Annotated in this window: 9 protein-coding genes; 5 read left to right on the plus strand and 4 right to left on the minus strand. The window is 64.4% G+C overall.

Annotated features, from left to right (window positions below; genetic code table 11):
• Positions 1 to 91: 91 nt before the first annotated feature.
• From B5X78_RS11045 to B5X78_RS11055, 3 genes are all read left to right on the plus strand, one after another.
• The gene (locus B5X78_RS11045) at positions 92 to 1051 is read left to right on the plus strand and encodes a CsgG/HfaB family protein (RefSeq protein WP_079724598.1); all 960 of its coding nucleotides are present in this window, start codon (positions 92 to 94) and stop codon (positions 1049 to 1051) included.
• Between the two features lie 310 nt (positions 1052 to 1361).
• On the plus strand, positions 1362 to 2525 hold the full coding sequence (locus B5X78_RS11050; protein ID WP_079724599.1) for a fimbrial protein: 1164 nt from the start codon (positions 1362 to 1364) through the stop codon (positions 2523 to 2525).
• Between the two features lie 188 nt (positions 2526 to 2713).
• Positions 2714 to 3718 carry a fimbrial protein gene (locus tag B5X78_RS11055; RefSeq protein ID WP_176140846.1) on the plus strand — a complete coding sequence of 335 codons (1005 nt, stop codon included), beginning with the start codon at positions 2714 to 2716 and terminating at the stop codon, positions 3716 to 3718.
• A gap of 43 nt (positions 3719 to 3761) precedes the next feature.
• Here B5X78_RS11055 and B5X78_RS11060 read toward each other — a convergent pair whose 3' ends face one another.
• Positions 3762 to 4655 carry an acid phosphatase gene (locus tag B5X78_RS11060; protein ID WP_079724601.1) on the minus strand — a complete coding sequence of 298 codons (894 nt, stop codon included), beginning with the start codon at positions 4653 to 4655 and terminating at the stop codon, positions 3762 to 3764.
• A 194-nt stretch (positions 4656 to 4849) separates the two neighbouring features.
• Here B5X78_RS11060 and B5X78_RS11065 point away from each other — a divergent pair, with 194 nt between their 5' ends.
• Positions 4850 to 5431, plus strand: coding sequence for a YqhG/Tai3 family protein (locus tag B5X78_RS11065; protein WP_139381534.1), 582 nt, complete (start codon positions 4850 to 4852; stop codon positions 5429 to 5431).
• Here the strand turns inward: B5X78_RS11065 and B5X78_RS11070 are convergent.
• Together B5X78_RS11070 and B5X78_RS11075 are read right to left on the minus strand one after the other, a co-directional pair.
• Positions 5428 to 9012, minus strand: a complete 3585-nt coding sequence (locus B5X78_RS11070) for a CheR family methyltransferase (protein WP_079724603.1) — start codon at positions 9010 to 9012, stop codon at positions 5428 to 5430. The two genes, B5X78_RS11065 and B5X78_RS11070, sit on opposite strands and share 4 nt — an antisense overlap.
• A gap of 52 nt (positions 9013 to 9064) precedes the next feature.
• Positions 9065 to 10123, minus strand: a complete 1059-nt coding sequence (locus B5X78_RS11075; RefSeq protein WP_079724604.1) for a chemotaxis protein CheB — start codon at positions 10121 to 10123, stop codon at positions 9065 to 9067.
• A 159-nt stretch (positions 10124 to 10282) separates the two neighbouring features.
• Here B5X78_RS11075 and dinB point away from each other — a divergent pair, with 159 nt between their 5' ends.
• On the plus strand, positions 10283 to 11395 hold the full coding sequence (gene dinB, locus B5X78_RS11080; protein ID WP_079724605.1) for a DNA polymerase IV: 1113 nt from the start codon (positions 10283 to 10285) through the stop codon (positions 11393 to 11395).
• Between the two features lie 90 nt (positions 11396 to 11485).
• Here the strand turns inward: dinB and btuB are convergent, their stop codons facing one another.
• Positions 11486 to 13333, minus strand: coding sequence for a TonB-dependent vitamin B12 receptor (gene btuB / locus B5X78_RS11085; RefSeq protein ID WP_079726144.1), 1848 nt, complete (start codon positions 13331 to 13333; stop codon positions 11486 to 11488).
• Between the last annotated feature and the right edge of the window lie 28 nt (positions 13334 to 13361).

Raw genomic sequence — 13361 nt, forward strand, 5'->3', positions numbered from 1 at the left:
TGCGACGACCCGCGTTCGATCCGATGCCCTTTTCACACCCGCGCGCCCCTCGTGGGGACGGGGTTTCCGTCAAGAACCAAGGATAGATTGCATGTTCAAGCGCTCGACCTCGCACTCCCTCTTGCTGGCTCCCGTCGCCCTGTTGCTGTGCGCCGCCAGCGCCTCGGCGATCGCCGCCAATGCGCAGGAAACCCGCCAGCAGCAAGCCGCGGCCATTCCCAAGTGCGCCAAGCCACTGGGCACCATCGCGGTGCTGGAGCCGGAAGACGGCGTCAACTGGTGGAGCGGCCAGCAGTTGCCGGCGCCGTCGAAGTTGATCAAGGTGTTCGTCAACAAATCGCGCTGCTTCACCCTCGTTGATCGTGGCGCTGGCCTGAGCGCCGCGCAGGGCGAACGTGATCTGGCCGCCAGCGGCGAGCTGCGCAATCGCTCCAATCTCGGCAAGGGCCAGATGAAGGCAGCCGACTACGTGTTGGTACCGGACCTGATTTCGTCCAACAACAACGCCGGCGGCAATGCCGTGAGCGGTCTGCTCGGTGGTTTGATCGGCGGCAACGCCGGCCAGATCGTGGGCGGCCTGAACTTCAAGAAGAAGACCGCCGACGTGGTGCTCACCGTGACCGACGTGCGCTCGTCCGAGCAGGTGGCGATGGCCGAAGGCAGCGCCAAGAAGACCGACGTGGGCTGGGGCGCGAGCGCGGGCCTGTTCACCGGCAATGACTACGGCGCCGGTGGCGCATCGGGTTATGCCAATACGGAAATCGGCCAGGTGATCACCCTGGCTTACCTGCAGGCCTATACGGATCTGGTCGGCCAACTCGGCGGCCTGTCCGGCAATGCCGCTGCCAGCAATGCCGAGCAGGCCGTGGAGATGACCAAGCCTGGTCGGTTGTTCGCCAATGCCAAGGGCACCGGCAGCGCCGTGCGCGATCTGGACTCGGGCATGCTGCTGTATCCCACCGGCAACAAGGAAGGAATGATGTGGGAAGTGGAAGACGAGCTGGGCAACAAGGGTTGGGTGTCGTCCAGCCTGGTCAAGCTCGCGCGCTGAACCAAGCGTACTGGTGTTATCGAAGGCCGCGGACAAACCGCGGCCTTTCTTGTTTGTGCCTTTGCCGGTGCAGCGTCGGAGCCCACCGTGCTGCGCGGCTCATCTGGTTCCTCTGCGGAATTTCTAGGAGACTTCCGATTCCTCTCTGGCCTTTCATTCCGGATCAATAGGGTGTCGATGAGATGTATACGCAGTAGATTTATATCTATCAGCCAGGTACTGCGACACATCTAAGAAAGGACCGAGCTCTTCGCCCGGTCATGGCTGGCATGCACTCAATCGGCTTCCCGTGGACCCCCTAGGAGAGACCATGCAAAGCCAGTCACAGATGCGCCGCTCAGCCACCACCACCCACAGCACCCGCGTGAATCCGGGTTGGCTCCGATGGCAGCGCACAATGGTCGCGCAGGGTTTGCTTGTCCTTTTCGCATTCTGGGTGATGGGATCGGCGCATGCGGCCTACAGATGCAATACGCGGACGCCAGCCGACATCGACCTGCCGTTCGCGAAAACGATTTCTGTCCCACCCGGCTTGAAGGCCGGCAGCGCCATCACTGCCTGGACCGCGGTCGACAGCATCGAGAAGGCTTATGTTTGCGCGACCCGTGAGCGTGATCGCATCGGCGTCTACAACGTCGGCATCAACCTGTCCCCATCAGGCTACACCTATGGAACCAACCCGCAGTACACCGTGTGGAAGACCAATCTGACCGGTGTAGGCGTCGCCGTGCGGACCTGGACCTACCTGCGCTGGATCGTCGGCGTGCAGGGAGGGTGCAGCGACGGTTGGCGTGGCCCCACCAATCTGACCACCACGGCCATTGTCACCGGCTCGGGCGTAGGCAGCGCCAGCGGCGCCTCTGCGAGCTGTGGCGGCACCCTGATCCAGTCGGCGGGCTGGGGCGGCAAGTCCGAGGCCATACTGGTGAAAATCGGCGATGTCAGTCCAGGCAGCTTCAAGCGGACACAAATCTATGCAATGCGTATTGGCGGCAGTGGTGACAGCTGGTACGGAGCCGGCACCTACGACCGCAAGTACTATCTGGGCAGCACCAGCTTCACGCGGCCGACATGCAGTACGCCGGACGTCACGGTCGACATGGGCAAGCATTCCAATGGTTCGTTTGCCGGCGTGGGTTCGACATTGGCGCCGGTGAAATTCACCGTCAGCATCAACAGCTGTCCCACTGGTTACAGCAAAGTCAGCTATCTTTTCAGTTCCCTGCAAGCCGTTGACAATGACATGGGCCTGCTGAAGATGACGTCCACATCCTCGGCCAAAGGCATCGGACTGAAGCTGATGCGAAGTGACGGTTCGGCTCTGAAAATGCAAGCCTGGAACAAGCTTGACGACTATCAGTCAAGCAAAGGGGGCGACTCGAAGATCACCCTGCGGGCAGCTTTGTACCGCACAGGCGAGGTAAGTCCAGGAAACTTCAGTTCAGAAGTGCTGCTGACCATGGGCTACGAATAGCCGCAGGTACGGCGGCAGCGCCGATGCCGAGTTGACCATCGCGATGAGCTATCAATAGTTCGATGCCGGACTTTTCCTACAGTCGGGTGCGGGAAAATCCGAGTGCAGGCCCAGTCGAGCTGCTCCAACCTATGTGCGACCCGCGTTGGGGTCGAGCCCGCAAAACCCGGGCAGCACGAGGATGGAAGATGGCGAAACGCTGGACGACCTGGATGGCAATCTTGCCGATGACTGTGCTCGTGCCGACGGCACGGGCCGACTGCACGGGCGACGCCGTCATCACGACCATCGCGCTGCCGGAGTCACTGGCGATCTCCCGCGACAACGGCTGGTCCCGGGGCACGGTGCTTTGGCAAAGTGGCTGGGTCGGGACGGGAGCCGCCACCATCACGCAATGCAATAGCGCCAGCGAGCAACGCAGCTGGGGTTACGCAAGCAGCATCACGCGCGCGCCACTGGCTTCGACGTATGCGACCTCCCCGGCCGGCGTGGGCGTGCAGGTGGCCTGGCTCGATTCGACGCAGGCATCGCCCACTTTCGGCGCGCCGCCATCGCGCGTCCTTGCCTGGCCGAGGGTCACGCAGAAGCTGCCGACAGGAAGTAGTCATACCGTCCCTGCGCGCTATGCGATCCGCCTGGTGAAGACCGGCGAGATAGCTACTGGTGAATTCTCGTTTGCTGCACCCTTGGCGACGATCGACTACGGCGGCATCAAGGCGACCGAACTGCACGTCACCGGCACCACTCAGCTCAAGCTGCGATCGTGCAGCACGCCAGACGTCACTGTTGCGTTGGGATCCCATGCTGCGTCCGCGCTGAGCAACACCGGTGACACGACCAAGGCGGTAGGTTTTGACTTGCGCCTGCTCGACTGCCCCGCCGGCCTGAGCGGCATCAGTTACCAGTTCTCCTCATGGGAAGCGCAAGCCGAAACGGGTGTGGTGGCCGCGCAAGCGCTGCAATCGACGGCCACCGGGGTTGGCGTTCTGATCAGCTGGCGCGATGGCACGCCGCTGCAATTGCTGAAGACGTTCAACAGCGTCCATGACGCGGCTGGCGCGCCTGTGGCCGATGTCAAAGCCGGCGGCGAGTTTGTCGTGCCGCTGCAAGCCTCGCTGTATCGCATGCCCGGCCAGTCGCTGCGTGCAGGAGACGTGGTGGCCGAAATGGAGTTCCGGATCTGGTACGAATAGGGTGCGGCGCGCCTTTCACGCCGCACCCTGCTTTTGGGTGCGCCTACAGCACGCCCGGGATACGGGTCTGCAAGGCTTCCCTTTCCAGCGCGCAGGCGGCGGCATCGGGCGGTGCGGCCGTGCGTTGCGCCGCAATCTCCGCCGCCGCTGCCTTCATGTCGGCCTGGAACACCGGATCGGCATGCAGCTTGGCGACTGCGCCGGCCGCCACGGCGCGTCCTTCCAGGATGTCACTCTGCCAGTGCGCATTGCAGATCAACCGGCTCTCGCCGAACGAGCGTCCACGCGCGAGCAGGGCATCGCTGGCCTCCGGCGCCAGTTCGGTCAGCAACAGCGCCCAGGTCCAGCCGATGGCGGTGTGCCCGGACGGGTAAGAGCCGTCCTTGCGCAGCGACGCCTCGTCCTTGGGGAAGCAGGTGGATTCGTTGTAGTGCACGAACGGGCGGATGCGCTGGTAGTGATTTTTCGCCGCATAGGTCGCCAGCCCACCGTCGATCATCGAACGCTGCAGCAGCAGATACAGGCGCGGGGTGCTCTGCTGGCTGATGCTGACGCCGAGCGCGCAGGAGAAAACGCCGCTGGTATGCGGAAACGACAAATCCGCATCGGATACCGCCAATGCATAGCGCGGCGTTCCTTTCAGTTTCTGCGAGGCGCGGCTGACCGCCTGGTCGTTGGCAAACGCAGGCGTGCCCTCTGCGGGCGGCGCGGGCAGCAGCACCAGGCTGTCGGGAAGATTCCGCCCCAGATAGCCGGCCGGAATGCCCGGGCGCAGTTCCGGCACCGGTGCCGGCGCCGTGATTGTGGTGGCAGGCGCACTGTCGGCGGAACGAGCCGCGGGTGGCGATGCGCAGGCACCCAAGGCGATGGTCACCGCCACGGACAAACAGGGCAGCGCGGACAGTGGCAAGGGGCGAGGCGAACGTGATGTTGACATGGCGGATCCTCCGTCCCATCAGTATTGCGCATGCACGCGCCTTCGCCTTCGGTAGAACTACTGACGAAGGCGCGATGTCGATAACGGCATTCGGACGTTTCCTATGTTGGCGCGCGTCGCTGCGCTGACAGGATGCCGCTCGGGCGGCATCGCCGCCGTGTCTTTCCACTCCGATCCCAAGGAAACGCATGTCGATGCGCGCCACCGTCGTGTTGCCGATAGTCCTGAGTCTGTGCCTGGCCAGTTGCGCACCCGAGCGCGGCCCCACGCCGGGCACCGAACCTCCGATGCCGGAGCGGATGCCGGTGGAAGTGGCACCGCCCACCGAGAGCTCGCGCGCCATGCTCGAAAAGTTCTACACCCAGCACCTGCGCAATCGCGACTCCGGCGTACCGGACGAGTATCTGCTGGATGGCTATCGCCCCTACATCTCGCAACGGCTGACAGCGCAGCTGGAGCGTGCCCGCCAGGTACGTGACCAGGCCATCGTGGCCCATCCGGACGAAAAACCGCCGTTTGTCGAGGGCGACTTTTTCAGCAGCCTGTTCGAAGGACCGACCGGTTTCGAGATCGGCATGCCCGTCCGCCTGAATGACGAGAACCAGCGAGTGCCGATAGTGTTTTCCAACGTCATCCCTGGCCAGCAGCCGGTGCGCTGGACCGACTACGCCGTCATGGTCCACGAAGAAAGCGGCTGGAAGCTGGATGACGTCGAATACGGTGGCCAGTGGGAATTCGCCACCCGCGGGCGCCTCAGCGAGATGCTGAAGCCCTAGCTGTCGCTCACCGCCACTGCACGATCCACGCTCTTCTGCCTGCTGGCTTTGGCCGTGGCCAGGGGCACGCGTATCGTGCAGTGCAGGCGATGCGGGCCCAGTTCGTAAGTTGTCTGCCCACCCAGATTGTGCGGAATGCCGCGCTCGATCAGCTGGCGTCCATAGCCACCACCGAGCTGGCTCGCGTCGGACGTGTCGATGTCTTCTTCCAGCCAGTCGATGCTCAGCATCGGTTCGTCCGCATCGCCTTCGATGCGCCATTGCACGTTGAGCCGGCCACGCCCTTCCGACAGGGCGCCATACTTGCGCGAATTGGTGGTCAGCTCGTGAATGGCCAGCGCCAGGATCTGGATGGCGGAACGCCGCAGCGGCACATCCGGCCCTTCCAGGGTGATGCGCTCCGGATTGGCGTGCCCGGCCACCGCACCCAGTTCCATCGCCAGGAGGTTGCCCAGGGTGATGGCTTCCGCCTCCGGCTGTGACAGCAGGCCCTGCGCGCGCGAAAGCGCCGCCAGGCGATCTTCGAGCACGCCGCTGAAGGCCTGCAGATCATCGGTCTCCTTGGCGGTCTGACGTGCGATGGATTGCACGACCGCCAGCAGATTGCGGGTGCGATGTTGCAGCTCGGCGACCATCAGCTGCTGCTCGCCTTGCAGGCGCCGCAGGTCATGCACTTCCGTGGACGTGCCCAGCCACTCGATGATGACGCCGGTGTCATCCACCACCGGCATGGCTTTGGTGTTGAACCAGCGATAGGCGCCTTCGCCGGAATTGAAGATCCGGTGCTCGATATGGAACGCGCTCTTGTCTTCCGCCTGCTGCCAGGCGAGCAGCGTGGCCTCGCGATCATCCGGATGCAGGGCGGTGAGCCAGTTCTGGCCCAGCGTGTTGACCTCGCTCAGCCCCGTGTACGCGGCCCACTGCGGGCTGGACCAGGTCCAATGACCATCATCCACCGCACGCCACACCAGTTGCGGAATGCCTTCCATCAAACTGCGCAGACGGCTATCGCTCTCGCGCAGGGCGCGCTCGGCACGGGTGAGCGGGGTGACGTCCATGAAGGTGACCACGGCGCCGCCAATGAAATTGTCCACGCTCCGGTACGGCAGCACACGCACGATGTAACGCATGCCGGTGGTCGGATTCTCGATTTCCCGGTCGATGGTCGACAGCGTGCGGATGACCTTGCGCACATCGTCCTGCAGTTCGTCGTAGTTAACCCGCGATTTGATGTGCCCCAGCGGGCGATGGATGTCCGATTCCACCAGCGGGAAGATATCCGCCACCGCCGGGGTGAAATTGGTGATGCGCAGCTCGTTGTCGAGGAAGATGGTCGCAATCTGCGTGCTTTCCAGCAGGTTCTTCAGATCGCTGTTGGCATGGGCCAGCTCCTGCACCCGATGGGCGAGCTCGCCATTGACCGTGGTGACTTCCTCGTTGACGGACTGCAGCTCTTCCTTGGAGGTTTCCAGTTCCTCGTTGGCGCTCTGCAGCTCCTCGTTGAGGGACTGGTATTCCTCGTTGGAGGACTTGAGCTCCTCGTTGGCGCTTTCCAGCTCCTCGATCATGGCCTGCAGGCGTTCGCGGGTGACGCGAAGTTCGGCATCCAGTGAGCGTACGTGATCGTCGTGCGCGGCCGAGGCGCCGAGGGCCATCGTGCCGGAGGCCGGAATCTTGGGCCCGTCCTTGAACAGCACCACGAACCCGCGTGGGGCGCTGCCACTGTCGATGGCAGGCTCGATGATCAGGTCGATCGTGTTCTGCTGCGCGGGATCGCTGATGGTCAGTCCTTCCACGTGGACCTGGCGATTCTCGGTCGCCGCGCGATTGAGCGCGCCCCGCAGATCCAGCCGCAGATCGCGGTGGACCAGATTGAGCAGGTTCAGGCTGGGCGTGCCGCCGCCTGGATGGATGTAGCGGCCGGCCTGCGCGGAGAAGTGCAGCACATCAAACTGATCGTCGACGATGGCGTAGGCGGGCGCATAGCGCTCGGCAATGCCCTCACCCTGGCGGACCAGGTTCTGGTTGGCACTCTGCGGACGTGGCACGGTCGGGATGGTGGGGCTGTGGCTGACCACATGCGCAAAGGTGAAGCCGGCATGCAGACGGGTATCCACGTCCAGCTTCTGGAAGATGCGGAAGGTGCGCTCCACCGGTGCGAACAGCTTGGCGTGCCGCGACACGTTCTCGGAATTACCCAGGAACAGGTAACCGTGCGGACGCAGGGCGAAGTGAAACAGCGGGATGATCCGGTTCTGCAGGTCCGCATCCAGATAGATCAGCAGATTGCGGCAGGACACCATGTCCAGGCGCGAGAAGGGCGGATCCTTGACGATGCTGTGCTGGGAAAACACGCACATCTCGCGCAGTTCCTTGGAGACGCTGTAGGTTTCGCCCTCCTTGACGAACCAGCGCGCCAGCCGATCCTGCGGCACTTCCTCGGCGATGCTCTGCGGATAGCGGCCGACACGCGCCACGGCCAATGCGCGACCATCGATGTCACTGGCAAACAGCTGGATGTGCGGTGGCGCGTCCATCGTATTGGCGTATTCCCGCAGCAACATGGCCAGCGAGTAGGCCTCTTCACCCGTGGAGCAGCCCAGCACCCAGACCCGCAGGTGATCACTGCGACCCTTGCCCTGGAACAGCTTGGGGATGACGTGCGATTCGAGGAAGTCGAACTCGCGGCGGTCGCGGAAGAACTGGGTGACCCCAATCAGCAGATCATTGAACAGTTGTTGTGCCTCATCCGGGCTGGAACGCAGCACGTCGATGTAGGCCGTCATGCTGGCCACCTGCACGACCTGCATGCGTCGCTGCACGCGGCGCATGAAGGTGGCTCGCTTGTAGCCGTGGAAATCGTGACCGGTGTTGTTGCGCAGCAGATCCGCGATCTGGCTCAGTTTGTCCAGGCTGGCCTTGGCGGCGGCCTCGCTGGCCAGCGCTTCGCCCATCCGGTTGTAGTGGACGATGTGCTGTTCGATGCGACTGCTGATCTCCGTGAGCGGCAGGAGGTAGTCCGCGACCGCGGCCGGAATATTGGCGTTCTTCAGCTCGCTGGAACTGAGGTCAGCGCGTCCGCTGGCCAGGGTCAGGCCACCGGATTCCTTGATGGCGGTCAAGCCCAGCACGCCGTCGCCATCGGTCTCGCCCAGGATCAGGCCGATGGTGTTGCCATCCTGGTCCTGCGCCATGGACAGCATGAAGGTATCGATGACGCCACGCTCGCTGTGCTCGTCCAGCTTGCGCATGCGCAACTGGCCTTCTTCCAGGGTAAACAGCATGCCCGCCGTCGGCAGATAGACCGTCGCGGGTTCCAGCCGCTGGCCATCGACCGGTACCACCAGTTTGTGTGCGTCCCTGCCCAGCGCGTCGCGGAGTTGCTGCTCATCCAGGGCGTCGCGGTCGCGCAGCGCCAACACCACGCACAGCTCGCGCAGTGGCGCCAGTATGGTCAGTGCCTTTGCAATGCCAGCGGTGTCGCCGCCGGAAGCGCCCAGCCCCACGACGAAGAACGGCACTGCAGTGTCGGCCACGGCATCGTTGTCGGCAGCAGCAGGAGTCTGTTCGTCTTCGGTCATGGTATCGGTGGCGGGAGGAGTGGCTCCCGCGGTCGTGGTCGTCAAGCCGGCATCATAATGAATATTCCGCGGGCGGAAGGGCTGCCGGATCCGGCGACGTGCCGGCCTCGGGCAAGTGCACCATGGAGGCCATCACCGCTTCCCGCAGCACGTCGGTGTAGCGGCGATACTCCCTGGCGCGGATATCGTAGGCATCGGCAATGGCGACCCGGCCGGCATCGCGGTTCTCGACCGCCAGCCGCGCGACCAGCTCGGCGCGTTCGCCCATCAGCCGGAATGCCACGCGCATCGCTTCGTCCACCGCGCCCTCCTGTTGCTGGGCCAGCACATCGGCGTTCATCGCATGGCCGACCTGACAGCGGAAGCGCAGCGGCCGGCTCTCGCGGATGGCCGACATCACGCCGCCGCAACTCGGGCAACTCAGCGGCACCGGATCAGCGATCGAGCGCATCACCTGGCTGTCTGCACGTTCGCCCGCGGCAATGGCCACTTCCAGGCGGATGTCGGCGGGCGCGGGTCGCGGCCAACCGGCCGGCTCGCGGGTGAGATCGGACAACACATCGCCCAGCCGGGCAGCGGGCGCAGTGACGTCGACGTTGGTGGCACGCAGCGCATTGGTGGGCATCTCGTCGGCAATGGCGTCGCTGGGGTCCTGCACCACCGCGACGCCGCCGCAACGCTTGATCGCCTCCATGCCGGCGGCGCCATCACTGAGCATGCCGGACAGGATCACGCCAATCACGCGCGGTCCATAGGCGACCGCGGCGGACCGGAACAAGGCGTCGATGGCCGGGCGCGCCAGGTTTTCGCGCGGACCGTTGCCCAGGCGGATGCGCCCTTCCTCGACGATCAGATGGCGATCCGGCACGGCCAGATAGACGTTGCCCGGTTCGATCGGCATGCCGTCTTCCGCCTGCTGCACCGGCAGCTGGCTGACCGAAGCCGCCACCATCGACAGGATGCCGGTGCCGCGCGCAGGTACGTGCATGGCGATGAACACCGCGGCGGGAAATCCGGCCGGCAGATGGCCCAGCAGCACCTTCAGCGGCGCCGTGGCGCCGGAAGAGCCGCCGATGACGACGATGTCGCGATTGGTCGTTCCCTCGAACATGACCTGCCCCCGCGGCAGATTCGCCCGTGGCTGATACTTCACGCCTTGTCGCGTAGCGCTGCCGTGAAGGAGGCGTGTGTCTGTTGTTGGGTTCGTTGGCGCCGCCCTACAATGAACGCCTCGCCTTTTTGGCGCAGCCCTGTCCAAGCTTGTCGCTGCATGCGCAAGATCATCCACATCGACATGGACGCGTTCTACGCGTCGGTCGAACAACGCGACGATCCCGCCTTGCGTGGCAAGCCGGTGGTGGTGGCCTGGCGTGGCGCCCGATCGGTGGTATGCGCCGCTTCCTACGAAGCACGCACCTTCGGCGTGCGATCGGCGATGCCGGCCATCCGCGCCGAGCGCCTGTGTCCGCAGGCGATCTTCGTGCCGCCCGATTTCGTCCGTTACAAGGCCGTGTCGCGGCAGGTGCGCGAGATTTTCCTGCGCCAGACCGACCTGGTGGAGCCGTTGTCGCTGGACGAGGCGTATCTGGACGTCACCCAGCCCAAGACCGGCCTGCCATCGGCCACCGCCATTGCCGAGCAGATCCGAGCGCAGATTCGCGCTGAAACCTCACTCACCGCCTCGGCCGGGATCGCACCCAACAAGTTCCTCGCCAAGATTGCCTCGGACTGGAACAAGCCCGACGGCCAATTCGTCATCCGGCCAGCGCAGGTGGAAGCCTTCCTGACCTCCTTGCCGGTGGAGCGCATTCCGGGCGTGGGCAAGGTCATGCAGGGAAAACTGCTGGCGCTCGACATCCGCACGGTCGGCGAACTGCGTCTGTGGTCGCAAGCCGAACTCGAAGCGCGGTTCGGCAGTTTCGGTGGCAGTCTCTACCGTCGCGCCCGCGGCATCGACGAGCGTCCGGTGGAGCCGGATCAACCGGTGCAGTCGATTTCGGCGGAAGACACCTTTGCCACCGACCTGCCGCTGTCCGGGCTGGACGAGGCGATTCGCCGACTGGCCGACAAGACCTGGACCGCCACGCGCAAGACCGATCGCGTGGGCCGCACCGTGGTGCTCAAATTGAAAACGGCACAGTTCCGGCTGCTCACGCGTAGTTTCACCCCGGAAGCGCCACCGTCTTCGCTGGAGGAACTGACGGCCATCGCGCTGGCGTTGAAAGATCGCGTCGACCTGCCCGCCGACACGCTGTATCGCCTGGTGGGCGTGGGCCTGGGCGGATTCCGTGAGCGCGGCGATGGCGTCAGCCAGCCAGGCTTGTTCGATGAGCCGTTGTCGACCGGGCTTGCCGAGGACGGCGCCGAAATCGCAGACGATTGATCGGGGCGGCGTGTGTTGCGCAATGGCGTGGCGAGTTAACAGAAGAAGAAAGGCCCGGCATAGCCGGGCATTTCCTGTTGCGGTGAACGATCAGCGCTTGGGCTGGTAACGCACGCTGAGGCCGTATTCGCGGCCGGGCTGGTTGTACCAGGCGACCGTTTCGTAGTGGCGATCAAAGACGTTGTCGGCCTTGGCCTGCAAGGTCCAGGAATCATTGATCGCGTATTCCAGGCGCAGATCGGTGGTGGCAAAACCGCTCAGGCGAACCGTGTTGGCCAGGTTGTCATAGCGGTAGCCGGCGCCATTGACCGACAAGCCGACCCGTACGTCGCCAAAGGCGCGATCGATATCGAAGCGGCCGGTGTTCTGCGCACGGCGCGGCAGCAGCTTGTCTTCGTTCGCGTCGTTGGAGCGATTGCGCGGATCGGTGTGGCTGAGCTGCGCGGACAGATCCCAGCCGGCCAGGGTGACGTCGACCGTGAACTCGGCGCCGCGGATGCGCGCTTCGTCCACCTGCACCATCTTGAACGTCTCGCCGCTGTAGGTGATCAGATCTTCGATGCGCGTGTCATAAGCATCGAAGGACCAGCGCCAATCGCGGCCGTACTGGGCGATGCCCAGGTTGAGGCTGCGCGACTTTTCCGGCTCCAGCGTGTCAGTGCCACTCCACGGGTCGTACAGATCGCTGAACGTGGGCGCCTTGAAGCCAGTGCCGTACGTGGCGCTGAGTTTGAGGCCGTGCGAAAGGTCCATGCCCCAGCCGACGCTGCCGGTGGTGTGGTTGCCGAACTGCTCGTTGTCGTCGTTGCGTGCGCTGGCCTGCAGACGATGCGCGCCAAAGCTGCCCTGGTACTCGACGAAACCGGCCACGTTGCGGCGGCTGTCCACGTCATATCCGGACGTGCTGTCCATATGGTCGATGTACCAGTCGGCGCCCACGCTCAGCAGCTGGCCGGCGCCAAGGCCGATGTCGGCCTGCGCCGACGCAGTATCGCGGTGGGTCTTGTTGCTGCCGAAGACTTCCATGCCGAACGAGGGCGGTCCGACGTTGTCGGCTTCATTGTCGCTACGGCCGGCGTTGAACGTCAGCGCAAACGTCTCCGACGGCGCATAGCGCAGCTTGGTGCTCAACACCTGCTGCACGCTGTCGGTGTGGTTGTAGTAGCCGTCGTAGTTGGTCGCGCCTTCGGCACGCAGCGCACTGGCCTCCCAGCTCAGCGTGTCGGTCAGCTTGTAGCCGCCGCGCAGGCTGAGCGACGCGTTGCGGTAGCCATCCCGATCCGGCTCGTCGGCGTAGCAACCCTGGAACAGCGTGGCCGAGCCGCGGCAGGCATTGATGCCATCCGTGCGCTGGTACGCCGCATCGACACCAAACCAGCCACGCTCACCACCACCGCCAAAGCCGGCGCTGCTCTGGCGCAGGCCGTTGCTGCCGCCACCGACCTGGAAGTACGGCGTGTAGGCGCCCTCGTTGCGGCGGGTGAAGATCTGGATCACGCCGCCAATGGCTTCCGAGCCGTACAGGCTGGAGTTGGGGCCGCGCATGATTTCGATGCGATCAACCTGCGCCAGCGGCAGATCCGGGATGGCCGCGGCGGCGAAGTCGGCCGAGTTCACGCGCACGCCATCGATCAGGATCAACGTGTGACTGGAGTTGGTGCCGCGCAAGAACAGCGAGGTCTGCTTGCCCAGTCCACCGCTGTTGGTCAGGTTGACGCCAGCGCGGCCGCGCAGCAGATCCTGCAGCGAATTGGCCTGGCTGCGATCGATGTCGGCGCGATCGATCACCTGCACCGGCACCAGGCTGTTTTCCAGCGAGACGGCGGTGCGGGTGCCGGTGACGACGACGTCATCCAGTTCGGTGGTGTTGTCCTGCGCAAAGGCCAGGACGGGCAAGGCCAGGGTGATGGCCAGGCTGATGAGGCGAAGTTGTGGCATTGAGGCGGTGCTCCGTGCGCCGCGCGCT

The sequence above is a fragment of the Pseudoxanthomonas indica genome, from assembly GCF_900167565.1.
Lineage (GTDB): Bacteria > Pseudomonadota > Gammaproteobacteria > Xanthomonadales > Xanthomonadaceae > Pseudoxanthomonas_A > Pseudoxanthomonas_A indica.